The organism is Streptomyces vietnamensis, from assembly GCF_000830005.1.
GTDB classification, from domain to species: Bacteria; Actinomycetota; Actinomycetes; order Streptomycetales; family Streptomycetaceae; genus Streptomyces; species Streptomyces vietnamensis.
Genome location: NZ_CP010407.1, coordinates 6845725 through 6870781, shown reverse-complemented (window position 1 = coordinate 6870781; position 25057 = coordinate 6845725). Strand labels below are relative to the sequence as shown.

Genomic DNA, 25057 nt, shown 5'->3' with positions numbered 1-25057 from the left:
CCCTACGCGGACTTCAGATAGTGGTCGAGCACCCGGACGCCGAAGTGCAGGGCGTCCACGGGGACGCGCTCGTCGACGCCGTGGAAGAGCGCCCCGTAGTCGAGGCCGGGGGGCAGCCGGAGCGGCGAGAAGCCGTAGCCGGTGATGCCGAGCCGGGAGAACTGCTTGGCGTCGGTGCCGCCGGACATGGTGAACGGCACGACGTGCCCGTCGGGGTCGAAGCGCTCGACGGCGGCCCGGAGCTTGGCGAAGGTCGGCGAGTCGACCGGGGCCTCCAGGGGCACCTCGCGGTGGTGGAACTCCCACTCCACGTCGGGCCCGGTGAGCAGGTCCATGGTGGCGGCGAACTCCTCCTCGGCGCCCGGCAGCATCCGCCCGTCGATGTAGGCGACGGCCTGGCCCGGGATGACGTTGACCTTGTAACCGGCCTCCAGCATCGTCGGGTTGGCGCTGTTGCGGACGGTCGGCTCGACGAGCGCGGCGGCGGGGCCGAGCTTGTCGAGGAGGAGGTCGACGTCGAGGTCGCGGGCGCTCGTGTCGACCTCGATGCCGTACAGCGCGGCCAGTTCGGTGAGGGCGGCGCGGACGGTCGTGGTGAGGCGGACCGGCCAGGTGTGGCCGCCGATCCGGGCGACGGCCGCGGCGAGGCGGGTGACGGCGTTCTCCGCGTTCACCTTGGAGCCGTGGCCGGCCCGGCCGTGGGCGGTGAGCTTGAGCCAGGCGGTGCCCCGCTCCCCCGCCGCGATCGGGTAGAGGGTGGTGCCGGGCTGCGGGTGGAAGCTGAACGCCCCGGACTCGCTGATGCCCTCCGTGCAGCCCTCGAAGAGGGCCGCGTGCCGGTCGGCGAGGAAGCCGGAGCCGTCCTCGGCGCTGGCCTCCTCGTCGGCGGTGTAGGCGAGGACGATGTCCCGGCGGGGGCGGATGCCCTGCCGGGCCCAGGAGCGGACGACGGCCAGGACCATCGCGTCCATGTTCTTCATGTCGACGGCGCCGCGCCCCCACACCACCCCGTCGCGGACCTCGCCGGAGAAGGGGTGCACGGTCCATTCGGCGGGGTCGGCGGGCACCACGTCCAGGTGGCCGTGGACGAGGAGCGCCTCGGCCGAGGGGTCGGTGCCGGGGATCCGCGCCACCACGTTGGTGCGGCCGGGGGTCCGCTCCAGGAGGGTCGGTTCGATCCCGGCGTCGGCGAGCCGCTCGGCGACGTACTCGGCGGCCGGCCGCTCGCGGCAGTCGCCGCCGCCCCGGTTGGTGGTGTCGATGCGGATGAGCTCGGAGGTGAAACCGACCACCTCGTCGAGCGCCGTCGTGTCCGGGCCCCGGACCTCCTCAGCCATACTGCTCCTCCACCGCGGCCGAGACGATGGTCGTGACCGCCTTGAACGTGCGAATTGCCTCGTACATCGTCTCGCTGGTGTACGCGACGCGCCGCTCGCCGCTCCGCGCCACGCCGGGAACCACCGTGGCGGCGGCGCCCAGGTGCTCGGCGTCGAACTCCAGCTCCACGGTGAAGGGGCCGCCCCGGACCGGCTCGTGCCGGACGGCGAGCGCGGCCCCGGTCTTCGCGGCGGCGCGGATGTCGGCGGCGGTCCTGGCCGGGGTGCGGCACACCGCCGCGTACCGCGAGACGTGGTCCTTGACGGCGACCTTGGGCGCCTCGGGTGCGTACCCGAGGGCGTCCTCGCAGGTCAGGTCGTCCCCGGTGACGAGGACGACGGGTACGCCGTACTCCGCGACCACGTGCGCGTTGAGCAGGCCCTCGCTCGCCCGCTCGCCGTTGAGCCAGACCCCGGTGATGGAGTTCGCGAGGTAGGTGTGCGCGAGGACCCCCTCGCTGCCGGCTCCCGTGTGGTAGCCGACGAAGGCGATGCCGTCGACGTCCCCGTGCTGCACTCCCTCGACCATCGAGAGGGACTTGTGCCGCCCGGTGAGCATCTCGGCCCGCTCGTCGAGCTGCTCCAGGAGCAGGTTCCGCATGGACCAGTGCGCCTCGTTGATGAGGACCTCGTCCGCGCCGCCGTCGAAGAAGCCGAGCACGGCGGCGTTCACGTCGGACGTGAACATCGCGCGGCACCGCTCCCACTGGGGCGTCCCGGGCAGCACGTCGGCGGGCCAGGTCACACCGGTCGCGCCCTCCATGTCGGCGCTGATGAGGATCTTCATGCCTGGCACCGTACGCGTCGCCCGGCCGCCCTACCACCCCTGTGGATAACCACCGTTGGAGTGGACCAATGGCAGCCCGGCACACCACCCGATCGGCGGTCTTCGAATCGGACGAAACATTGCCAACGGGTGCGTATAGGCTGTCGGCCGCAGTTGTCGTTGTCGACCTTCCGGAGAGCTCTCGGTGACCATCGCCTTCACCCCGTCCGAAACGTCCCCCGCCGAGCCCGAGACGGTCTCGGCGATCTCCGAGCCCGAGTTCTGGGAGCCGTCGGCTCCCGAGCCCCAGGAGGCCACCGCGCCCCAGGAAGCACCGGACGTGCAGGACACGGAGGACGTGCAGGACACGGCGGACGCGCAGGACGTGCAGGACACGGAGGACGTGCAGGACTCCCGGGACCACGACCCCGTCGTCGTCCGTGACGCCCGGGACTTCGGGGTCTACGCACGGACCGGCGGCTGGACCTTCGCCCTGAAGGTGGCCCGGAGCGTCCGTCCGGGCGGCCAGCCGGCCGAGGGGACGGCCGCCGCGAAGGTGTCGGCGAAGGCGTTCGCCGCGCTCGCCGGCTGCTCGCCCGAGCGGGTCATGCGCTACTACAAGGCCTGGGACATGGCGGCCGACGACGGTCTGGTCCCGCAGTTCGAGGTGCTGGTCCCGGGCGAGGACATCGAGCTGCCGGACGCGGACGTCTGGCTCTCGTACTACACCTCCCGCAACAGCGCGCACTCCGTGCGCGGCCAGGCGATCACCGCGGCGGCCGAGGCGGAGGGCATCAAGCCGACGAAGGCCCTGGAGGTCGCGGAGAACCCGACGGCGCTGCGTGCGGCGATCCTCGCCGACCCCGGGACGGCGGAGGCCGCGCGCGGGGCGCTGCTCGACCGGATGAAGGAGGACCCGGCGCTCCAGACCGAGATGGCCAGGGCCTTCGCCCGTACCGACGACCTGAAGAAGGCGGTGGCGAACGAGGCGAAGGCCGCCGACCGCATCGGGTACGTACGGCAGATCGTGGAGAAGGGTGAGATCAGGACCCCCGCCGGGCAGACCGTGGAGGCGCCGGCCGAGCTGCGGGCCGAGGCCGAGCGGCACCTGTCGCTCCTCGACGAGCTGGACGACTCGGAGGAGGCGGGCGAGTGGGCCGGCGAGGCCTACGACACGGTGAAGGGCCTGGTCGCCAAGGCGGTCGAGGAGGATCCGGCGCTGCGCGTCCAGGAGCGGCGGACGAAGTTCTACAACAGCCTGCAGAAGGCGACGAAGGTCTTCGAGGAGCTGACGCTCGACGAGGTGATGGAGGAGGACATCTACGAGGCGGACATGCTCCAGCGCCTCGAAGCCCTCCAGGAGGCGATCGGCACCTGCATCAGCGCGCTGCGCAAGGCGACGACCGCCTCCTCCTGAGGCGAAGGCTCAGTCCTGGTGGCCGAGCTGGAGGTCGCGCTCGGTGCGGCCGCCGCCGGCCACTTGGAGGACGGTGGCGACGGGCGGGTACCCGGCGGCGATGACCGTGTACTCGCCGGAGGACAGGTCGATGAAGCGGAAGGTCCCGTCGGCGCCGGTGGTGAGGGTGTCGACGACGTTGCCCGCCGCGTCGAGCAGGGTGACCCGGGCCTCCTCCACGGGGCGCCCTCCCCCGGCCCGTACGGTGCCGCGGAGCACCGCGCCGCCGGCCAGTTCGATGTCCTGGCGGGTCTCGCGGGAGGACTGGACGCTCACGGGGAGCGCGGCGGGCCGGAAGGCGGGGGCGCTGGCGGCGAGCGTGTACTCGCCCGCGACGAGTTCGCCGATGACGTAACCGCCCTCGCGTCCGCTGCGGGTGGAGGCGACGACCTCGCCGCGTACGTCGGTGAGGGTGACGGCCGCGTCACGCACGGGCGTGCCGTCGGCGGTGACGACGCTGCCCGCGAGCCGTCCGGCGCCGCCGAGGACGACGTCGAGCTCCACCGGCCGGTCGCCGACGGTGACGGAGACGGCCTGCGGCTGGTGTCCGCCGGCCGCCGCGATCAGGACGTACGCGCCGCCGCCGGGGACGCTGAGGGCGTACCGGCCGTCCTCGCCGCTGGCGCCGCGGCCGATCTGCCGGCCCTGGACGTCGATGAGGGTGAGCGCGGCCCGGGGGACGCGGCTGCCGTCGTGGTGCTGGACGGTGCCGCAGACGGGCACTCCGGAGTGCGGAGGGGTGGCGGCGGCAGGGGCGGGAACGGGGGCGGCGTGGCGGGCGTGCGGCACGGCCTGGGCGGCGGTGTCGAAGGCGATGTCGGTGGCCTCGGTGAGGGGGCTGTGGTGGGACACCAGCGGTTTCTCCTTGAGGAAGAAGGCGAGGACGAGGCCGAGTACGAGGACCGGCACGAGGTAGAGGAAGATCCGCGGCATCGCGTCCGCGTACGCCTGGACGTACGCGTCGCGCAGGGCGGGCGGCAGGGTGCGGACCGTCTGCGGGGTGATCGATTCGGCGGGCAGTGGGGCCGCACCGGTGTGGGGCAGCCGGTCGCCGAGGGCGTCGTCGAGCCGGGAGGCGAAGAGGGTGCCGAAGACGGCGGCGCCGACGCTGCCGCCGATCTGGCGGAAGTAGTTGTGGGCGCTGGTGGCGGTGCCGAGGTCGGCGGGGCGTACGGAGTTCTGCACGGCGAGCACGAGGACCGGCATGACGAGGCCGATGCCGGTGCCGAGGACGGCCTGCCAGAGGCTGTGCTGGAGGCGCGGGGTGTCGGTGTCCATGCGGGAGAGCAGCCACATGCCGAGGGCGGAGACGGCCCCGCCGATCACCGGGTAGATCTTGTAGTGGCCGGTGCGGCTGATGAGCTGGCCGGAGACGACGGAGGCGATGACGATGCCGCCCATGAGGGGCAGCATCAGGAGGCCGGATTCGGTGGCGCTGGCGCCCTCGACCATCTGCAGGAAGCTGGGGAGGTAACTGGCGGCGCCGAAGAGCGCGATGCCGACGACGGCGCCGACGAGGGCGGTGACGGTGAAGACGGAGTCGCGGAACAGCCGCAGCGGGATGAGCGGTTCGGGGGCGAAGCGCTCGACGACCAGGAAGAGCAGGGTCGTTCCGGCGGCTCCGCCGGCCAGGGCGAGGATGACCTGGGAGTCCCAGGCGTACTCGGTGCCGCCCCAGCTCGTCAGCAGGACCAGGCAGGTGGAGGCGGCGGCGAGGAGCAGCGCGCCGAGGACGTCGAAGCGCGCGCGTGCCGCGGGTTTCGGCAGTTTGAGGACGGCGGCGACGACGGCGAGGGTGACGAGCCCGAAGGGCACGTTGAAGTAGAAGCACCAGCGCCAGGAGACGTGGTCGGTGAAGAAGCCGCCGAGGAGCGGTCCGGCGACGGAGGCGAGGCCGAAGGCGGCGCCGATCAGTCCCATGTAGCGGCCGCGTTCCCGGGCGGGGACGATGTCGGCGATGATCGCCTGGACGCCGATCATGAGGCCGCCGGCGCCGACGCCCTGGACGGCACGGAAGGCGATGAGCTGGTTCATCGTGTGGGACCAGCCGGCGAGGCCCGAGCCGATGACGAAGACGACGATCGCGAAGAGGAAGACGCCCTTGCGGCCGAGGAGGTCGCCGAGCTTTCCGTAGACGGGCAGGCCGATGGTGGAGGTCAGCAGGTAGGCGGTGATCGCCCAGGACATCCGGTCCAGGCCGTGGAGTTCGCCGACGATCTTCGGCAGGGCGGTGGCGACGATCATCTGCTCGAGCGCGGCGAGGAGCAGCGCGAGCATGAGGCCGCAGAAGACGAGCCGGACGCGGCGGGGGTCGAGGCCGGCGGGTCCCGGCCCGGGCGGTGGCGCGAGGTCGGCGCGTGCCCCGTCCGAGGCGGGCGGTCCGTCCGGGGCGAGCGGCTCCGCGCCCTCCTCGGCTTCTTTCACGATCGTGATCGCACCCACGTGCCTGCTCCCCTCGTCACGGCGTCTGCGCCGCGCCATTCTTCGCATTGCGCGCGAAGGGGGAGCAAGTCGGGCGGTACGGGAGGGCGGTGGCGTCCCGGGGGATGAACGTCCCTGCACTACGGCGTACTTGGGTCGCTCATCAGCGCCTTTACGAGAGGGCCCGCGCCCCCCGGTGCGCGGGGGCGCGGGTACGGGGGGTGCGGGCGATCCACTCGAATCGGTGAACGCTCCGGGCGTTACTTCTCGACCTCGTCCGCCAGCTTGGCGAGGACGGCGTCGTAGATGCGGCCGAGTCCCTTGGGCGCGAAGGTCCTCTCGAAGAAGCCGCCGATGCCTCCGGCGCCGTTCCAGACGGTGCTGACGACGGCGCGGGACTTGCCCTCGCCGGCGGGGGTCACGGTCCAGGTGGTGACCATGGAGGAGTTGCGGTCCTTCTCGACGAGCTGCCCGTCGGTGGGCTCGGTGACCTCCAGGAGGCAGTCGCGGACGCGCTTGCTGGTGGCCTGGAGCTTCCAGTGGACGAGGGTGCCCTCGCCGTCGCCGCCCTCGCGCACCTCGTACTCGCTGAAGTGCTCGGGGAGCAGCTTCGCGCGCGTGCCGCTGTAGTCGGCCAGCGCGTCGAACACCGTCTCCGCGTCCGCGGCGATGATCCGTTCCGTGGTGGCCTCGACCTGCGCCATTGACTTCCTCCAGCTTGTGGTTCCTCGGGGGTGTGGGCCAAGCGAACCACGTGGGCTCCGGGGGGCGAAATCCGGGTTGCCACGATCAAGGGAACAGGTGTTCTATTCTGAGCGAACGGCGAGGCCGAGCCACCGAGGAGGCGTCCATGCGCTGGGACAATCTGGGCGACACCCCCGCCGCCCCCGCCGGCATCGCCCTGTTCGGCACGGACGCGGTCACCACCCGCACCTTCGACGCCCCCGAGTTCCGGGGCGTCACCTTCCACGAGGTCCGGGCCCGCTCGATCCTGAACCGGGTTCCGGGCGCCTCCCGGATGCCGTTCGAGTGGACGGTCAACCCGTACCGGGGTTGCACGCACGCGTGTGTGTACTGTTTCGCCCGCAAGAGCCACAGCTACCTCGACCTCGACACCGGCCTCGGCTTCGACTCCCAGATCGTCGTCAAGGTCAACGCCCCGGAGCTGCTCGCCCGGCAGCTCGCCTCCGCCCGCTGGCAGGGCGCGCACATCGCCATGGGCACCAACGTCGACTGCTACCAGCGCGCCGAGGGCCGCTACCGGCTGATGCCGGGCATCCTCACGGCCCTGCGGGACCGGGCCAACCCGTTCTCGATCCTCACCAAGGGCACGCTGATCCTGCGCGACCTGGAGCTCCTCGCCCAGGCCGCCCGGGTCACCGAGGTCGGCATCTCCGTCTCCGTCGGCTTCACCGACCGGGAGCTCTGGCGGACGATCGAGCCCGGCACCCCCTCGCCGCAGCGCCGCCTCGACGTCGTCCGCGCCCTGGGCGAGCACGGCATCGACTGCGGGGTCCTGATGGCGCCCGTGGTGCCCTTCCTCGGCGACCGGCCCGAGCAGCTGCGCGCGACGGTCCGCGCGATCGCCGAGGCCGGCGCGAGCTCGGTCACCCCGCTCGTGCTGCACCTGCGGCCGGGCGCCCGCGAGTGGTTCACGGCCTGGCTGCGCGAGCACCACCCGGACCTGGTGCGGCGGTACGAGCGGATGTACGCGGACGGGGCCTACGCGCCGACCTGGTACCAGCGCCGGATCACCCGTCAGGTGCACGAGCTGGCAGCCGAGTTCGGCATCGGGCCCGCCCACCGGGGCGCGCCGCGCCGGATCCCCGTACCGGACCGGATCCCCGTACCGGACGGTCCCGAGCAGCTCACCCTGCTCTGAGCCTCCCGACTCCTCGGATCATCGGACCGGTCACCTGACACGCCGTCGGATCACCCTCCGTTCGGGTCAACTCTCGGCGAAACAGGTCCCCTCGGCGCCGGTTCGGGACACAAACGCCCTATGACCCCACGCGCAGGAATGCTGATCGCCGCTGGAGCGCTGGTCGCCGGGACGTTCACCGTCCTGCCCGCCGGCCCCGCGGACGCCGGTGAACCGACCCCCCGACCGCTCTCCCCGCTCGCCTGGACCGACTGCGCCACGCAGGCGTACCCCCGGCTCCAGTGCGCCACCCTGAAGGTGCCGCTCAACCACGACGACCCGGCCGGGCGGAAGATCACGCTCGCCCTCACCCGGGTCCCGCACACCGCGAGGACCTCCCAGGGCCCGCTGCTCGTGAACCCGGGCGGGCCCGGCGGCAGCGGGCGCGGCATGGCCGGGTACGTGGCGGCCTCGCTGCCCCCGAAGGTGGCCGCCGAGTACGACATCATCGGCTTCGACCCGCGCGGGGTCGGCAAGAGCGAGCCCGCGCTCGACTGCGAGCCCGGCCACTTCGCACCGGTGCGGGCGGACTCGGTGCCGAACAGTGCCGCGACCGAGCGGGCGGCCGTCGAGCGGGCGCAGTCCTTCGCCGAGTCCTGCGGCAAGAAGTACGCGGACCTGCTGCCGTACATCGACACCGTGAGCACCGCCCGGGACCTGGACGCGATCCGCAGCGCGGTCGGCGCGCCGAAGATCAGCTATCTCGGCTACTCGTACGGCACCTACCTGGGCGCCGTGTACGCGCGCCTGTACCCGGACCGGGTGCGGCGGATGGCGCTCGACTCCGTCGTGAACCCGCACGGCGTCTGGTACGAGGACAACATCGCGCAGGACTACGCCTTCGACACCCGCCACAAGGCCTTCATGGCCTGGGTGGCCCGGCAGAACGCCGTCTACAGGCTGGGCGCCGACCCGGAGGCCGTCGAGGCCGCCTGGTACCGGATGCGCGACGCGCTGCGCGCCGAGCCGGCCGGCGGGAAGGTCGGCCCCGCCGAGCTGGAGGACACCTTCCTGCCGGGCGGGTACTACAACGGCTACTGGCCCCGCCTCGCGAGCGCCTTCGCCGCGTACGTCAACGACGCGGACCCGACGCCGTTGAAGGAGGCGTACGAGCGGTACGGGGAGGCCGACGCGGCCGCCGACAACGGGTACTCGGTCTACACGAGCGTGCAGTGCCGGGACGCGGGCTGGCCCCGCGACTGGAACGTGTGGCGCAAGGACAGCTGGGACACGCACGCGAAGGCGCCGTTCTCGACCTGGAACAACGCCTGGTACAACGCTCCCTGCGCCTTCTGGCCGGTGGACTCCCTGACCCCGCCGAACGTCACCAACGACCAGGTGCCGCCGGTCCTCATCCTCCAGGCCACGGACGACGCGGCGACGCCGTACGAGGGCGGGGTCGCCCTGCACCGCCTGATGCGCGGCTCCAGCCTCGTCATCGAGGAGGGCGGCGGGAACCACGGGGTGACCCTCGGCGGGAACGACTGCCTGGACGAGCACCTCGCCGCCTACCTCGCCACGGGCAAGGTCCCGCGCGGCGAGGGCGACGCCGAGGTGGACGCGGTCTGCGCCGCGCTCCCCGACCCGGAGCCGGAGCCCGTGACCCCGGCCGCGCCGACGACCCCGAAGAAGACCGGCAAGCGGGCCGGCGCGGTGCGCCCGGAGCCGGCGGGCGTCGCGCTCCACGGCCTCCTGGGCCACGTCCGCTGAGCTCCTGACGGTTCCTCACCGTGCCCGCGCCCCGGAAAGGGGTCGCGGGCACTGTCAGTGGCGTGCGCGAGGATGTGGGGCATGACGAGTCACCTCACCTACGTGCCCGCCCCCGACGGCCTCGCACCCAGCCCCCAGTACAGCCATGTCGTCTGGGGCACGGGCCGGTTCGTCGCGATATCCGGGCAGTGCGCCTTCGACGCCTCCGGGGCGGTGGTCGGCGAGGGCGACGCGGCGGCCCAGGCCCACCAGGTCTTCGCGAACCTGGAGCGCTGCCTCGCGGCGGCCGGCGCGGGCTTCGGGGACGTGGTGAAGCTGACGTACTTCGTCACGGACGTGGCCCACCTCCCGGCGGTACGCGACGCCCGGGACGCCCACTTCGCGGGCGCGCCCCTGCCGGCGAGCTCGGCGGTGCAGGTCTCGGCCCTCGTCCGCCCGGAACTCCTCGTGGAGATCGAGGCGTTCGCCCTGATACCGGAGCGGTCCGCGGCGGCATCGGACGAGACGGGGACGGAGTAGACGGGGCAAACGAGATCGGGGCGGACGAGGCCGGGGGGTAACTCCGTCTGCTACGTTGACGCGCATGTTCCTCTTCCGTGCGTAGGAGTCGGCGATCCGACGACCGTGCCCAGCCGGGCGCGGTGTCCCGCCGTCCCCGCACGCCCCGGCGCCGCAGGCCTTCGCCCGGTGCCCTCTTCGAGGAACTCCGTCATGTCCGTGACCTCCCCTGTCCACTCCCCCGCGCCCACCTACGCGGCGGTGCTGCGGACCCCGCACGCCCGCCGCACCTTCGGGGCGGCCCTCCTGGGGCGGCTGTCCTACGGCACCGCCCCGCTCTCCCTGATCCTCTCCGTCAAGGCGAGCACCGGCTCGTACGCCGCGGCCGGCACGGTCATGGCCGCGTTCGGTCTCACCGGTGTCCTGCTGTCGCCCGCGCGCGCCGCCCTCGTCGACCGGTTCGGGCCGCGCCGCACCCTGGTGCCCCTGGCCACCGCGTACGCGCTGCTACTCACCGTGCTCGCGGTGGCGACGGCCCGACCCACGACCCCGGCGCTCGCGCTGGTGGTCCTGGCCTCCTGCGCGGGAGGCCTGACTCCGCCGCTCGGTCCGGTGACGCGGGCGCTGTGGAGCGCGATGCTGCCCGACCGGGAGCTGCTGCGGCGCGCGTACAGCCTGGACACGGTGGCGGAGGAACTCCTCTTCGTCACGGGCCCGTTGCTGGTGGGACTCCTCCTGCGGTACGCGGCGGCGCCGGCCGGGCTCGCGGTGAGCGCCGGACTCGTCCTGACCGGCACCCTCGCCCTCGTCACCTCGCCGGCGGTGCGGGGCGGGGCCGGGGAGCGGGAGCCGGGGGCGCCGGAGCGGGCGGCGGTCCGGCGGGGCGCGCCCGGTCCCGGACTGCTCGGGGCGGCGGTCGTGGCGGCCGCGGTCGGCATGTGTCTGGGCGCCGTGGAGCTCCTTGTGATCGCGTTCGCCGACGGACACCACCGCCCCGGGGCGGTGCCGTGGGCCATGGCGGCCCTGTCGGCGGGCAGCGCGGTCGGCGGCCTCGTGTACGGCGCGGTGCGGTGGCGGGCCTCGACCGCCGTGCGCCTGTCGGTACTGGCGCTCTGCCTCGGTGCGGTCCTGGCGGCAACGGGGCTCTCCCCGCATCCGTACGCGCTGATCGGGTGGGTGGCGCTCGGCGGTCTCTTCACGGCGCCGGCGATCACGAGCGCCTATCTGCTGGCCGACGAGTCCGTCGGGGCGGGGCAGCGCACACGGGCCGGGGCCTGGGTCAACACCGCGTTCAACGCCGGTACGACGGTGGCGACGGCCGGTGCGGGTCTCCTGGTGGGCCGGCTGCCGCTGTCGGTGTGCTTCGCGGTGGCGGCGCTCCCGGCGGTTCTGGCGGCGGTCGGGACGCTGGTCCCGGCCGGGGTGCGAGCGCGCCCCGGGTCAGCCGGCCGGGTCGAGCCGGTGCAGTGACCGCATGGCCTCCGTGCCCAGGCGGGGGTGCGGAAGGGCCGCTTCCAGGGCGGGGCGGGCCCGGGCGTCGCCCAGGGCGCCGAGGCCCTCGACGCAGGCGAGGCCGACGCGCCAGTGGGGGTCGTCGGCCCGAAGTCGCCGTTCGAGGACGGTGATCAGGGCCGGCACGGATTCCGGGGCGCGGAGTTCGGCGAGCAGCCGGACCGGCAGCAGGGCGTAGGCGACCCGGAGTTCGTTGGTGGCGAGGGCGGCCGCCGCGCGCGCGGTGCGCGGGTCGCCGAGCCGGACCAGGGCGTGGGCGGCGGTGACGCAGCGCTCCGGGTCGCGGTGGTTGAGGAGGAGGACGAGGGCCTCGAAGGCGCGGGGGTCGCCGGCGACGCCGAGGGCGTAGGCGGCGATCTCTCGGGCCCAGAGCGGCTGCCCGGGTGCGGTGAGGACGCGGTGGAGTTCCTCGGGGTCATCGGTCGCGGCGAGTTCCGCGAGTTCCTCGAATGCCGCCGGGACTTCTCCGGTGTCATTCTCGATCTCGTCCCGCAATCGATCGATCATCGAGCAGAATTCCGGGTCCTCGGAGATTTCCATGAATCCGACCCTATCCGCGATCCAGATCACACTTTCCCAACTTCCCGGGACTGGCGCGCTCGTTACCGGCCGGTTAGTCTCAGGTGAGCGGGCACCACCCGCACTTCTCACGACGGCCTGGTGACGCAGCCGTTGTGTTCGCTTGTCGGTTCGGCAGTTTCGACGTGGCTCCGGGACAGAGTCCGTCTCACCTTTCCAGGGCGCCGCCCTTTCTCGGGCGTCCCCTCTCGCGCATTTCAGCGGCACCACCCGCGTGCTCCTCCCGCACGCACCCGCACCCGCGCACTCACATTTCCCGCGCACTGCCCTCAGTCGTCACTCTTCCTCTGGAGTCCCCTGATGGACACCCCTCTCTCCACCATCGCCGTCGTCGGTCTCGGCACCATGGGCTCGGGCATCGCCGACGTCCTCGCCCGGGCCGGCCGCGAGGTCATCGGCATCGACATCAGCGACACCGCCGCCGCCCAGGCCGTCGCCGCCCTGGAGGCCTCCACCGCCCGTGCGGTGGCCCGTGAGCGGATCACCGAGGAGGAGCGGCAGGACGTCCTGGCCCGCTTCCGTACCTTCTCCGACCTCCAGGCGGCCGCCGAGGCCGACCTCGTGATCGAGGTCGTGCCCGAGTCGTACGAGGCGAAGCAGGAGGTCTTCCGGGCCCTGGACGGGATCGTCCGGCCCGACGCGATCCTGGCCACCGGCACCAACGCCCTCTCCGTGACCCGGCTCGCCGCCGACTCGGCGCACCCCGAGCGGGTCCTCGGCCTGCACTTCTTCGCCCCGGTCCAGGCCATGAAGCTGGTCGAGGTGGTCTCCTCCGTGCTGACCGACCCGCGGGCCGTGGAGGCCGTGACCCGGCTCGCCCAGGACCTCGGCAAGGAGCCGGTGGCGGTCGGCGACCGGGCCGGTTTCATCGCGGACGGGCTGCTCTTCGGCTACCTGAACCAGGCCGCCGCCATGTACGAGGCCAAGTACGCCTCCCGCGAGGACATCGACGCGGCGATGAAGCTGGGCTGCGGTCTGCCGATGGGCCCGCTGGCGCTGCTCGACCTGATCGGCGTCGACACGGCCCGTACGGTCCTGGAGGCCATGTACGCGGCCTCGCACGACCGGCTGCACGCCCCCGCCCCGATCCTCAAGCAGCTCAGCGAGGCCGGTCTGACCGGCCGCAAGGCGGGCCGCGGCTTCTACACGTACGAGGCGCCGGGCTCCGGCGAGGTCGTGCGCGACGCGCTGACCCCGCTCACCTCCGCCGGCACCGGCACCGGCCGCGAGGTCCGCTCGGTCGGCGTCGCCGGCTCGGGCACGATGGCCTCCGGCATCGCCGAGGTCTTCGCCAAGGCCGGGTACGCGGTCGTGCTCGCCGCCCGCTCCCAGGAGAAGGCCGACACGGCCAAGGCCCGGATCGCCAAGTCCCTGGCCCGCTCGGTCGACAAGGGCCGCATGACGGGCGAGGCGCGCGACGAGACGCTGGCCCTGATCACCCCGGCCGGTTCGCTCGACGCCTTCGCCGAGGTCGACCTGGCCGTCGAGGCGGTCGCCGAGGACCTGGAGATCAAGCAGGAGCTGTTCGCGCGGCTCGACAAGATCTGCAAGCCGGGCGCGGTGCTCGCCACCACGACCTCCTCGCTGCCGGTCATCGCCTGTGCCAAGGCCACCACGCGCCCGCAGGACGTCATCGGGATGCACTTCTTCAACCCGGCGCCGGCGATGAAGCTGGTCGAGATCGTCCGTACGGTCCTGACCGCCGACGACGTCCACGCCACCGTCCGCGAGGTCACCGCGAAGATCCGCAAGCACCCGGTGGACTGCGGCGACCGCGCCGGCTTCATCGTGAACGCGCTGCTCTTCCCGTACCTGAACAACGCGATCAAGATGGTCCAGGAGCACTACGCGACCCTGGACGACATCGACGCGGCCATGAAGCTGGGCGGCGGCTACCCGATGGGCCCGTTCGAGCTGCTCGACGTGGTCGGCCTTGACGTCTCGCTCGCGATCGAGCAGGTGCTGCACCGCGAGTTCCGCGACCCGGGCCTCGCGCCCGCCCCGCTCCTGGAGCACCTGGTGGCGGCCGGCTGCCTGGGCCGCAAGACGGGTCGCGGCTTCCGCGAATATGCCCGACGCTGAGCCCCGCGCCGCCGGCTGGGGCGGTCTGCTGAGTCCCCCGGGCGCCGCCGGTGCCCCGGGGGCCTCCCCGCCCCCACCTGGGCACACTCCCACTCCGATGCAGTACGTTCGGACCATGCCCAAGGCCGCGAAGACACCCCGTGCCACGTCCCCGTCCGACGCTCCGGAGAGCGCGGCGGGCACTCGTGCCGCCGCGCAGCGGCTCAAGATGCGCCGGGAGCTCGCCGCGGCCGCGATGGAGCTCTTCGCGACCAAGGGGTACGAGGCCACCACCGTCGACGAGATCGCGGCCACGGCCGGGGTCGCGCGGCGGACGTTCTTCCGCCACTTCCGCTCCAAGGAAGAGGCGATCTTCCCGGACCACGACGACACGCTCGTACGGGCGGAGGCGGTGCTGAACGCCGCCCCGCCGCACGAGCACCCGCTCGACACGGTGTGCCGGGGCATCAAGGAAGTCATGAAGATGTACGCGGGGTCCCCCGCGGTCTCCGTGGCGCGCTACCGGCTCACCCGTGAGGTGCCGACGCTGCGGGAGCGGGAGATCGCCTCGGTGGCCCGCTACGAGCGGCTCTTCACCCGCTATCTCCTCGGGCACTTCGACGAGCGGGACCACCACGCCGGCAACGACGACCCGCTGCTCGCCGAGGTGGCCGCGTCGGCGGTCGTCACCGCCCACAACCACGTGCTGCGCCGCTGGCTGCGGGCGGGCGGCGAGGGTGACGTGGAGGCCCAGCTGGACCACGCCTTCGCGATCGTCCGGGAGACCTTCGGCTCGGGCATAGGCGCCCGTCCGGCGCCCGCCGGGAGCGCCACCGCCGCACCGGCCGAGCCGGCCCCGGAGGCGCCGGCCGCCGCGACCGCGTCCACGACGGGCGACGTGGTGGTCGCCGTGGCACGGACGGACGCTCCGCTCGACGAGGTCATGCGGACCATCCAGCAGGCGCTCAAGGGGGCCTGACACCGCTCGACGAGGAGGGCCGTCCCCGGATTTCCGGGGACGGCCCTCCTTGCGTTCCCCCAGCTCACAGGCCATTTCGATCGATCATCGCTCATCCGTGACGGGCAGATTGCATCTGAGTGAAATTGTTGGCACGCAGTGCCTTGTCAGGTGACACGGCGTGCCATACGTTGATGTTGTCCGGGCGGCCGGCGCGCAGAGATCACACCTCGCGCGCCGGCTGTCCCCACCAACCGACGGTTGGTGCGCCCGGACGCCTGCGTCACAGGCACCCTCGCGCTCCACCACACAGCGCCGCCACCGCACCACCCAGCCGAACCGACGGCACACCTCCACAGCAGCAGCACTTCCCGCCGTAACCCCCAGGCGTCCCTCCCCCGGGACGCTCACCGCCGGAGGCAACCCGTGAAGGAAATCCTGGACGCGATCCAGTCGCCGGACTCCACGTCCGCCGACTTCGCGAACATCAAGCTCCCCGAGTCGTACCGGGCCGTCACCGTCCACAAGGACGAGGCGGAGATGTTCGCCGGCGTCGCCAGCCGCGACAAGGACCCGCGCAAGTCGCTCCACCTCGACGACGTCAAGCTCCCCGAGCTCGGCCCGGGCGAGGCCCTCGTGGCCGTCATGGCGAGCTCCGTGAACTACAACTCGGTCTGGACCTCGATCTTCGAGCCCGTCTCGACCTTCGGCTTCCTGGAGCGCTACGGCCGCCTCTCCGAGCTCACCAAGCGCCACGACCTGCCCTACCACGTCATCGGTTCCGACCTCGCGGGCGTCGTGCTGCGCACCGGCCCGGGCGTCAACTCCTGGAAGCCCGGCGACGAGGTCGTCGCCCACTGCCTCTCGGTCGAGCTGGAGTCCTCCGACGGCCACAACGACACGATGCTCGACCCCGAGCAGCGCATCTGGGGCTTCGAGACCAACTTCGGCGGCCTCGCCGAGATCGCCCTCGTGAAGTCCAACCAGCTGATGCCGAAGCCCGGCCACCTCAGCTGGGAGGAGGCGGCGGCCCCCGGCCTCGTCAACTCCACCGCCTACCGCCAGCTGGTCTCCCGCAACGGCGCCGGCATGAAGCAGGGCGACAACGTCCTCATCTGGGGCGCGAGCGGCGGACTCGGCTCGTACGCCACGCAGTTCGCCCTCGCCGGCGGCGCCAACCCGATCTGTGTCGTCTCCTCCCCCGAGAAGGCCGACATCTGCCGGTCCATGGGCGCCGAGGCGGTCATCGACCGCAACGCCGAGGGCTACAAGTTCTGGAAGGACGAGAACACCCAGGACCCGCGCGAGTGGAAGCGCTTCGGCTCCAAGATCCGTGAGCTGACCGGCGGCGAGGACATCGACATCGTCTTCGAGCACCCGGGCCGCGAGACCTTCGGCGCCTCCGTGTACGTCACCCGCAAGGGCGGCACCATCACCACCTGCGCCTCGACCTCGGGCTACATGCACCAGTACGACAACCGCTACCTGTGGATGTCGCTGAAGCGGATCATCGGCTCGCACTTCGCGAACTACCGCGAGGCGTGGGAGGCCAACCGCCTGATCGCCAAGGGCAAGATCCACCCCACGCTCTCGAAGGTCTACTCCCTGGAGGAGACCGGCCAGGCCGCCTACGACGTCCACCGCAACCTCCACCAGGGCAAGGTCGGCGTCCTCGCCCTCGCCCCGCAGGAGGGCCTGGGCGTCAGCAACCCGGAGCTCCGGGCCCAGCACATCGACGCCATCAACCGCTTCCGGAACATCTGAGGTCCCGAAGATGACTGAGCGCCAGAAGGACCGGCCGTGGCTCATGCGGACGTATGCGGGTCACTCGACCGCCGAGGCGTCCAACGAGCTGTACCGGCGCAACCTCGCCAAGGGTCAGACCGGCCTCTCGGTCGCGTTCGACCTGCCGACGCAGACCGGGTACGACCCCGACCACATCCTCGCCCGCGGCGAGGTCGGCCGGGTCGGCGTCCCCGTCTCGCACCTCGGTGACATGCGCCGGCTGTTCCAGGACATCCCCCTGGAGCAGATGAACACCTCCATGACCATCAACGCCACCGCCATGTGGCTTCTGGCGCTCTACCAGGTGGCAGCCGAGGAGCAGGGCGCGGACATCACCAAGCTCCAGGGCACCACCCAGAACGACATCGTGAAGGAGTACCTGTCGCGCGGGACGCACGTCTTCCCGCCCGGCCCCTCGCTCCGCCTCACGACGGACATGATCGCGTACACGGTCAACCACATCCCGAAGTGGAACCCGATCAACATCTGCAGCTACCACCTGCAGGAGGCCGGGGCCACGCCGGTCCAGGAGATCTCGTACGCGATGGCCACCGCGATCGCGGTCCTCGACTCGGTCCGCGACTCGGGGCAGGTCCCCGAGGACCGCTTCGGCGAGGTCGTCGCCCGCATCTCCTTCTTCGTGAACGCGGGCGTCCGCTTCATCGAGGAGATGTGCAAGATGCGCGCCTTCGGCCGCATCTGGGACAAGATCACGCTCGAGCGGTACGGCATCGAGAACCCGAAGCAGCGGCGTTTCCGCTACGGCGTCCAGGTCAACTCGCTCGGCCTGACCGAGGCCCAGCCGGAGAACAACGTCCAGCGGATCGTCCTGGAGATGCTGGCCGTCACCCTCTCCAAGGACGCCCGCGCGCGTGCCGTGCAGCTCCCCGCCTGGAACGAGGCCCTCGGCCTCCCCCGGCCCTGGGACCAGCAGTGGTCGCTCCGCATCCAGCAGGTGCTCGCCCACGAGTCCGACCTCCTGGAGTACGAGGACATCTTCGCCGGCTCGCACGTCATCGAGGCCAAGGTGGACGCCCTCGTCGAGGAGTGCCTGGCCGAGATCGACCGGATCCAGGAGATGGGCGGCGCGATGGCCGCCGTCGAGTCCGGCTACCTCAAGTCGCAGCTGGTCTCCTCGCACGCCGAGCGGCGCGCCCGGATCGAGGCCGGCGAGGACAAGATCGTCGGCGTCAACATCTTCCAGGCGACCGAGGAGAACCCCCTCACCGCCGACCTGGACACCGCGATCATGACGGTCGACCCGGCCGTCGAGGCGCGGGTCGTCGGCTCGATGAAGACCTGGCGCGACAACCGCTACCAGCCGCCGTTCAACCACCCGCGGCCCTGCAAGGCCCTGGAGCGCCTCAAGGAGGCCGCCAAGGGCACCGAGAACCTCATGGAGGCCACCCTGGAGTGCGCCCGCGCCGGGGTCACCACCGGCGAGTGGGCCGGGGCCCTGCGCGAGGTGTTCGGCGAGTTCCGCGCCCCCACCGGCGTCTCCTCCGCCCCGGTGGCCGTGACGGCCGAGGCGGGCACGCCGCTCGCCCTGGTCCGCGAGAAGGTCGCCAGGACCGCCGAGGACCTGAACTGCGGGCGGCTGCGGCTGCTCGTCGGCAAGCCGGGCCTGGACGGGCACTCCAACGGGGCCGAGCAGATCGCCGTACGCGCGCGTGACGCCGGTTTCGAGGTGGTCTACCAGGGCATCCGGCTGACGCCCGAGCAGATCGTCGACGCCGCCCTGGCGGAGGACGTGCACTGCGTGGGCCTGTCGATCCTCTCCGGCTCGCACTCCGCGCTGGTCCCCGACGTCCTCGACCGCCTCCGCGAGGCGGGCGCGACGGACATCCCGGTCATCGTCGGCGGAATCATCCCGAACGCCGACGCCGCAGAACTGAAGCGCGCGGGTGTCGCCGCCGTCTTCACACCGAAGGACTTCGGTATCACGGAGATCATCGGCCGTATCGTCGACGAGATCCGGCAAGCGAACAAGCTCAGCCCCCTGGAAAGTACGGAGGTCCTCGCATGACCAGCCCTGTGAACCGGCTCCGCCCCCGCCGCTCCTGCCTGGCGGTCCCCGGCTCCAACCCGCGCTTCCTCGAGAAGGCCCAGGGCCTCGCCGCCGACCAGGTCTTCCTCGACCTGGAGGACGCGTGCGCCCCGCTGGCCAAGCCCGAGGCCCGGCACACCATCGTGAAGTTCCTGAACGAGGGCGACTGGACCGGCAAGACCCGCGTGGTCCGCGTCAACGACTGGACGACCCACTGGACCTACCGCGACGTCGTCACGGTCGTCGAGGGCGCCGGCCAGAACCTCGACTGCATCATGCTGCCGAAGGTCCAGGACGCCCAGCAGATCGTCGCCCTCGACCTGCTGCTCACGCAGATCGAGAAGACCATGGGCTTCGAGGTCGGCAAGATCGGCATCGAGGCGCAGATCGAGAACGCCCAGGGCCTCACCAACGTCAACGCGATCGCGCAGGCCTCCCAGCGCGTCGAGACGATCATCTTCGGCCCGGCCGACTTCATGGCCTCCATCAACATGAAGTCCCTCGTCGTCGGCGAGCAGCCGCCCGGCTACCCGGCGGACGCGTACCACCACATCCTGATGAGCATCCTGATGGCGGCCCGCGCCAACAACCTCCAGGCGATCGACGGTCCCTACCTGCAGATCCGCAACCAGGAGGGCTACAAGGCGGTCGCGCAGCGCGCCGCGGCCCTGGGCTTCGACGGCAAGTGGGTGCTGCACCCGGACCAGGTCGCCGCCGCGAACGAGATCTTCTCGCCCTCGCAGGAGGACTACGACCACGCCGAGCTGATCCTCGACGCGTACGACTACTACACGTCCGAGGCCGGCGGGAAGAAGGGCTCCGCGATGCTCGGCGACGAGATGATCGACGAGGCCTCCCGCAAGATGGCCCTGGTCATCTCCGGCAAGGGCCGCGCCGCCGGCATGCAGCGCACCAGCAAGTTCGAGATCCCGGAGGCCTGAGTCCGATGCAGTTCGGCCGTACCTATGAAGAGTTCGAAGTCGGTGCCGTCTACAAGCACTGGCCCGGAAAAACGGTCACCGAATACGACGACCACCTCTTCTGTCTGCTGACGATGAACCACCATCCGCTGCACATGGATGTGAATTACGCCGAGAACACGACGGACTTCAAGCAGAACGTCGTCGTCGGCAACTACATCTACTCGCTGCTGCTCGGCATGTCCGTGCCGGACGTCTCCGGCAAGGCCATCGCCAACCTGGAGATCGAGTCGCTGCGGCACGTGGCGCCGACCTTCCACGGCGACACCATCTACGGCGAGACCACGGTCCTCGACAAGACCCCGTCGAAGTCGAAGAGCGACCGCGGCATCGTCTACGTCGAGACCAAGGGCTACAAGCAAGACGGCACCCTCGTGTGCGTCTTCCGCCGCAAGGTGATGGTCCCGACCGCCGAGTACATCGACGCGCGCGGCGGCGAGCAGCCCGGCCGCCCGGAGCTGAAGGAACAGGGGAAGTAGTCATGGCGCGACTCGCCCAGACCCACGGTCTGACCGACGTCCAGCAGGAGATCCTCGCCACGGTCCGGGACTTCGTCGACAAGGAGATCATCCCGGTCGCCACGGAGCTCGAGCACCGCGACGAGTACCCGCAGCAGATCGTGGACGGGCTCAAGGAGCTCGGCGTCTTCGGCCTGATGATCCCCGAGGAGTACGGGGGCCTGGGTGAGTCGCTGCTCACCTACGCGCTGTGCGTGGAGGAGATCGCCCGCGGCTGGATGTCGGTCTCCGGCATCATCAACACGCACTTCATCGTGGCGTACATGCTGAAGCAGCACGGCACCCAGGAGCAGAAGGAGTACTTCCTTCCGCGGATGGCGGCCGGCGAGACGCGCGGCGCCTTCTCGATGTCGGAGCCGGGCCTCGGCTCGGACGTGTCGGCGATCACGTCGAAGGCCGTCAAGGACGGCGACGAGTACGTCCTCAACGGCCAGAAGATGTGGCTGACGAACGGCGGCACGTCAACGCTGGTGGCCGTCCTCGTCCGAAGTGACGAAGGACACCCGGAGGGCACCGCCCCCCACAAGTCGATGACGACCTTCCTCGTCGAGAAGGAGCCCGGCTTCGGAGAGGTCCGCCCCGGCCTCACGATCCCCGGGAAGATCGACAAGATGGGTTACAAGGGCGTCGACACGACCGAACTCATCATGGACGGACTGCGCATTCCGGCCAATCGTGTGCTCGGCGGGGTCACCGGCCGAGGGTTTTACCAAATGATGGACGGCGTCGAGGTCGGCCGCGTGAACGTGGCGGCCCGTGGTTGCGGCGTCGCACAGCGTGCTTTCGAACTGGGTGTCTCTTATGCCCAGCAACGTCACACTTTCGGCAAGGCGATCGCCCAGCACCAGGCGATTCAGTTCAAGCTGGCCGAGATGGCTACCAAGGTCGAGGCCGCCCATGCCATGATGGTGAATGCAGCACGCAAAAAGGACTCCGGGGAACGAAACGACCTCGAAGCAGGGATGGCGAAGTACCTCGCCTCCGAATACTGCAAGGAGGTCGTCGAGGATGCCTTCCGCATCCACGGCGGTTACGGCTTCTCCAAGGAGTACGAGATCGAGCGCCTCTACCGCGAGGCCCCGATGCTGCTCATCGGTGAAGGTACCGCCGAGATCCAGAAAATGATCATTGGTCGTCGGCTCCTGGAGGAGTACCGATTCCAGGGCTGATTGTCGCTTTTGAGTCGGTACGGCCGCGAAGAAGATCACACCCCGTGTTCGTCTTCCGGCCGTCGACTCGGTTCCTGGCTTGCCCAGTTGCGCCCCGCAACCGATAGCATCGCCGGAAAGCCGCCGTCCCCCGTTGCCAGTGCGGCATCATCCGCTACGAAGGTCATCCATGCCCGACAGTCGAACCTCTGCACATCGCGACAGCCTCAAGGGCGTACGCATCGCACGCGGAGCATCGCCGTGGCTTCTGCCGACCGTGGCCACCGCGGCGCTCAGCCTCGCGCGCGCGAGCAAGTCCAAGCGCGCCAAGGCCATCGCCGTGCCGACCACCGCTCTCGCGGCCGGCATGCTGTGGTTCTTCCGCGACCCCGAGCGCGAGATCGCTCAGGGCCGGGTCATCTCCCCCGCCGACGGTGTGGTGCAGAGCATCATGCCGTGGAAGGACGGACGCACCCGGGTCGCCATCTTCATGAGCCCGCTGAACGTCCACGTCAACCGCGCGCCGCTGGCCGGCACGGTGACGTCCGTGGAGCACGTCCCCGGCGGGTTCGTCCCGGCGTTCAACAAGGAGAGCGAGAACAACGAGCGCGTTGTCTGGCACTTCGACACCGAGCTCGGCGACATCGAGATGGTCCAGATCGCGGGCGCCGTCGCCCGGCGGATCGTGCCGTACATCCCGCAGGGGACGAAGGTCGAGCAGGGTGACCGTATCGGTCTGATCCGCTTCGGCTCGCGCGTCGACATCTACCTCCCCGAGGGCGTCGAGGTCGCGGTCGAGGTCGGCCAGGCCACCACAGCGGGGGTGACTCGCATTGACCGTGATTGATCCCGACACACGGGCCGCCGACTGGGTCGCCGACGCCGAGGCGGAGGCGGCCGAAGAAGCCGAGGAGATGCCGCTGTCGCTGAGGCTGTCCATAGCGGACGCCCTCACGCTCGGTAACGCCACGTGCGGCTTCATGGCGGTGTACTTCACCACCACCGGCATCCTCATCCCGCACCTCACGGGCAGCAGCGAGACCGGCATGGCGCGCAACAGCGCCGCCACCGCCGTGATCCTGATGCTGGCCGCGGCGATCTTCGACCTCTTCGACGGCATCGTGGCGCGCAAGCTCCGCAGCTCGCCGATGGGCGCCGAGCTCGACAACCTGTCGGACCTGATCAGCTTCGGTCTGGCCCCGGCCTACTTCGTGCTCGTGTACGGCATGGTGGCGGACGACGCGCAGCAGAAGGTCTCGGCGGTCGCCGCGATCGTGGTGCTGCTCGCCGTGGTCCTGCGGCTGGCCCGCTTCTCCTGCGTGACGATGAAGGACGGCATGTTCCAGGGCATGCCGAGCCCCTTCGGCGCGCTGACGGTCGTCTCGATCATCCTGCTCGAGCTGCCGTTCATCCCGACCCTGCTCGCGATCATCGGCACGGCGTGGCTGATGGTGAGCCGGGTGGAGTACCCGAAGCCGCGGGGTGTCCTCGCGGCGGCGATGCTCAGCTGGATCGTCGGAGCGATGGCGATGCTGGCCGCGTGGGCGTTCGACGCCCCGGGCGGACAGATCCTGCTCCAGACCGGCTGCGCGCTCCAGGTCGTGCTGGGCGCCGTGATCCCCCTCTTCGCGACGGCCCGCCGGGTGAACACCTTCCGCGACAACCGGCGCGAGAGCCGGGAGGCGCGGGCGGCACAGCTGCCGTAGCGGACGGCGTACGAAGGGCCCGGGAGGCGAATCGCCTCCCGGGCCCTTTCGCATGCCCTAGACCTGCTTGTAGTAGAGCGTGGTGGCGCGGAGGGTGCCGGCCGGGTCGGCGGCGAAGTCCGGGATCGTCCCGGCGGCGGTCCAGCCCGCGCCCCGGTAGAGGCGCTCGGCCGGGCTGCCGGTCTGGGTGTCCAGGACGAGCAGGCTCAGGCCCGTGGCGGCGGCGTGGGCCTCCGCCGTGGCCAGCAGGCGGTACCCGAGGCCCCGGCCGCGGGCGCAGCGGTGGACGAGGAGCCGGGCGATCTCGCCGCGGTGCCGGCCGTTGGCCGTACCGGCGCGGACGAGGGTGACGACGCCGGTGAGCCGCCCGTCGGGGGCGCGGGCAGCCCAGACGTCCCGTACGCCCTCCGCGGCCTCCTCGGCGACCCGGGACCACCAGGCGGCCGCCTCGGCGGTCTCCAGGGGCGCCAGGAAGCCGACGGAGGCCCCGCTGTCCACGGCGTCCACGAGGAGCTCGGCGAGCCCGGCCGGGGCGTGGGCCCGTACGGCGTCCGGGTCGAGGCGCTCGATGAGATCGAGCCGCCGCTCCAGACAGAGGAGATCCGGCCGGTCGTCCCAGGAGGCGACGATCTCGAAACCGAGGCCGCGGTAGAGGGCGAGCGGCTCCTCCCGCCAGTTCCAGACCGTGAGGCGCACGGCGGGCACGCCGGAGTCCGCGGCCCGGCGCAGGGCCTCGGCCATCAGCGCCTTCGCGAGGCCCTTCCTGCGGGCCTCGGGCGCGACCCAGAGCCGCTTGATCTCGGGCGCGCGGCCCTCGCGGGGGGCCTTGAGGACGACACAGCCGGCGGGCTCGTCCGCACCGGGCGGAGTGGCGAGCAGAACGGTGTCGGCGGCGAACGCGGCTGCCGGGTCCTCGGCCTCGGCCTCGGCACGGTATACGGCCGGGAGCTCGGCGACGGTCGCCACGGCCTTGTCCTGCTCGGCCTGATTGGCCAGGTGGTAGGTGGCGAGGAGGTCGGGGAGGCGGGGGTGGGAGCGGTTCTCCTCGATGCGTGCAGCAGTCATGGGCCGAGCTTCACACTGCCGTGTTTCCGCCAGATGACGCTCTTCCGCCGACACTCCCGGGACGGTGCCCCACGCGGGCCGCACGTACCAGCGCCCCACCCTCGCGTGGACCCGCGCCCGTGCGCCCCCGCCACCCGGCGCCCGTGTGCCCGCGCCCTGCTGGACGTCGCCCGCGCCTGTACGGGCCCGCGCCCGTGTGGGCGTTGCCCCGCTGCCGTGTGGGCCCGCGCCCGCCCTCAGCGGCGCCTCCCGCCTCCGCCCCGTGCGGGGCCGCGCCCGGGTCGGGCGGTGCCCTTCGCCGCCCGCCGTGTGGCCCCACGCCCGGGCGGGCGGTGCCCACCCCCGTGTGGGCAATCGTCCCGCAGGGCGGGACGGGTGGGCACACGGGACGGCGCCCCCCAGCCGGGCCCAGGCGTTCCGCGCCTGGACCCGCACCCCAGCGGCGCCGCACCACGTGGTGCGGGTTCAGGCGCGGAAGCCTCTGGCGCCGGCAGGGGCGCCGTTCCGTTGTGCCCACCCGTTCCGCCCCAGCGGAACGATTGCCCACAAC

The 25057-nt window shown here is 71.6% G+C and carries 20 protein-coding genes; 14 read left to right on the top strand and 6 right to left on the bottom strand.

The genetic code is table 11. The features are described 5' to 3' along the window. Nucleotides 1-2: 2 nt before the first annotated feature. Both SVTN_RS30820 and SVTN_RS30815 read right to left on the bottom strand, forming a co-directional pair. Nucleotides 3-1337, bottom strand: a complete 1335-nt coding sequence (locus SVTN_RS30820) for a M20/M25/M40 family metallo-hydrolase (RefSeq protein ID WP_041132032.1) — start codon at nt 1335-1337, stop codon at nt 3-5. Further along, nucleotides 1330-2163, bottom strand: a complete 834-nt coding sequence (locus SVTN_RS30815) for a M55 family metallopeptidase (protein WP_041132031.1) — start codon at nt 2161-2163, stop codon at nt 1330-1332. The genes SVTN_RS30820 and SVTN_RS30815 overlap by 8 nt, the downstream gene beginning before the upstream one ends. Nucleotides 2164-2527: 364 nt before the next feature. Here SVTN_RS30815 and SVTN_RS30810 point away from each other — a divergent pair, with 364 nt between their 5' ends. Next, the gene (locus tag SVTN_RS30810) at nt 2528-3559 is read left to right on the top strand and encodes a hypothetical protein (RefSeq protein WP_425429062.1); all 1032 of its coding nucleotides are present in this window, start codon (nt 2528-2530) and stop codon (nt 3557-3559) included. A gap of 9 nt (nt 3560-3568) precedes the next feature. Here SVTN_RS30810 and SVTN_RS30805 read toward each other — a convergent pair whose 3' ends face one another. Next, nucleotides 3569-6040, bottom strand: a complete 2472-nt coding sequence (locus SVTN_RS30805) for an MFS transporter (protein ID WP_041132029.1) — start codon at nt 6038-6040, stop codon at nt 3569-3571. Nucleotides 6041-6279: 239 nt separating this feature from the next. Further along, complete coding sequence (locus SVTN_RS30800) at nt 6280-6723, bottom strand: SRPBCC family protein (protein ID WP_041132028.1); 444 nt, start codon at nt 6721-6723, stop codon at nt 6280-6282. 146 nt (nt 6724-6869) lie between these two features. Between SVTN_RS30800 and SVTN_RS30795 the strand changes: the two genes are divergently transcribed. The 4 genes from SVTN_RS30795 to SVTN_RS30780 all read left to right on the top strand — a co-directional run bounded on the left by SVTN_RS30795 (nt 6870) and on the right by SVTN_RS30780 (nt 11618). After that, complete coding sequence (locus SVTN_RS30795) at nt 6870-7901, top strand: Rv2578c family radical SAM protein (RefSeq protein WP_041132027.1); 1032 nt, start codon at nt 6870-6872, stop codon at nt 7899-7901. 120 nt (nt 7902-8021) lie between these two features. Beyond that, nucleotides 8022-9650, top strand: coding sequence for an alpha/beta hydrolase (locus tag SVTN_RS30790; protein WP_041132026.1), 1629 nt, complete (start codon nt 8022-8024; stop codon nt 9648-9650). Nucleotides 9651-9731: 81 nt separating this feature from the next. Next, entirely contained in the window at nt 9732-10169 is a 438-nt protein-coding gene (locus tag SVTN_RS30785; RefSeq protein WP_041132025.1) for a RidA family protein, read from the top strand. Nucleotides 10170-10361: 192 nt separating this feature from the next. Beyond that, a complete protein-coding gene (locus SVTN_RS30780) occupies nt 10362-11618 on the top strand; it encodes an MFS transporter (RefSeq protein WP_041132024.1) in 1257 nt (418 codons plus the stop codon). On the opposite strand, the gene SVTN_RS30775 is transcribed toward SVTN_RS30780, so the two are convergent. Then, nucleotides 11589-12200 carry a HEAT repeat domain-containing protein gene (locus SVTN_RS30775; RefSeq protein ID WP_041132023.1) on the bottom strand — a complete coding sequence of 204 codons (612 nt, stop codon included), beginning with the start codon at nt 12198-12200 and terminating at the stop codon, nt 11589-11591. The two genes, SVTN_RS30780 and SVTN_RS30775, sit on opposite strands and share 30 nt — an antisense overlap. Nucleotides 12201-12539: 339 nt before the next feature. Between SVTN_RS30775 and SVTN_RS30770 the strand changes: the two genes are divergently transcribed. The 9 genes from SVTN_RS30770 to pssA all read left to right on the top strand — a co-directional run bounded on the left by SVTN_RS30770 (nt 12540) and on the right by pssA (nt 23442). Continuing rightward, on the top strand, nt 12540-14321 hold the full coding sequence (locus tag SVTN_RS30770) for a 3-hydroxyacyl-CoA dehydrogenase family protein (protein ID WP_041132022.1): 1782 nt from the start codon (nt 12540-12542) through the stop codon (nt 14319-14321). A gap of 115 nt (nt 14322-14436) precedes the next feature. After that, nucleotides 14437-15279, top strand: coding sequence for a TetR family transcriptional regulator (locus tag SVTN_RS30765; protein WP_179949637.1), 843 nt, complete (start codon nt 14437-14439; stop codon nt 15277-15279). Nucleotides 15280-15684: 405 nt separating this feature from the next. Further along, nucleotides 15685-17022, top strand: coding sequence for a crotonyl-CoA carboxylase/reductase (gene ccrA, locus SVTN_RS30760; RefSeq protein WP_041132020.1), 1338 nt, complete (start codon nt 15685-15687; stop codon nt 17020-17022). A 10-nt stretch (nt 17023-17032) separates the two neighbouring features. Next, nucleotides 17033-19069 carry a protein meaA gene (locus tag SVTN_RS30755; protein WP_041132019.1) on the top strand — a complete coding sequence of 679 codons (2037 nt, stop codon included), beginning with the start codon at nt 17033-17035 and terminating at the stop codon, nt 19067-19069. Further along, nucleotides 19066-20031: an HpcH/HpaI aldolase/citrate lyase family protein gene (locus SVTN_RS30750; protein WP_015037486.1), complete on the top strand. Its 966-nt coding sequence runs from the start codon at nt 19066-19068 to the stop codon at nt 20029-20031. Before SVTN_RS30755 ends, SVTN_RS30750 begins: the two co-directional genes overlap by 4 nt. A 5-nt stretch (nt 20032-20036) precedes the next feature. Next, nucleotides 20037-20549: a MaoC family dehydratase gene (locus tag SVTN_RS30745; protein WP_041132018.1), complete on the top strand. Its 513-nt coding sequence runs from the start codon at nt 20037-20039 to the stop codon at nt 20547-20549. A gap of 2 nt (nt 20550-20551) precedes the next feature. Then, nucleotides 20552-21757 carry an acyl-CoA dehydrogenase family protein gene (locus SVTN_RS30740; protein ID WP_017236794.1) on the top strand — a complete coding sequence of 402 codons (1206 nt, stop codon included), beginning with the start codon at nt 20552-20554 and terminating at the stop codon, nt 21755-21757. 169 nt (nt 21758-21926) lie between these two features. After that, nucleotides 21927-22583, top strand: a complete 657-nt coding sequence (locus SVTN_RS30735; protein ID WP_041132017.1) for a phosphatidylserine decarboxylase — start codon at nt 21927-21929, stop codon at nt 22581-22583. Next, nucleotides 22576-23442 carry a CDP-diacylglycerol--serine O-phosphatidyltransferase gene (gene pssA, locus SVTN_RS30730; protein ID WP_041134410.1) on the top strand — a complete coding sequence of 289 codons (867 nt, stop codon included), beginning with the start codon at nt 22576-22578 and terminating at the stop codon, nt 23440-23442. Before SVTN_RS30735 ends, pssA begins: the two co-directional genes overlap by 8 nt. A 57-nt stretch (nt 23443-23499) precedes the next feature. Here the strand turns inward: pssA and SVTN_RS46430 are convergent, their stop codons facing one another. Further along, complete coding sequence (locus SVTN_RS46430; RefSeq protein WP_078908566.1) at nt 23500-24507, bottom strand: GNAT family N-acetyltransferase; 1008 nt, start codon at nt 24505-24507, stop codon at nt 23500-23502. Between the last annotated feature and the right edge of the window lie 550 nt (nt 24508-25057).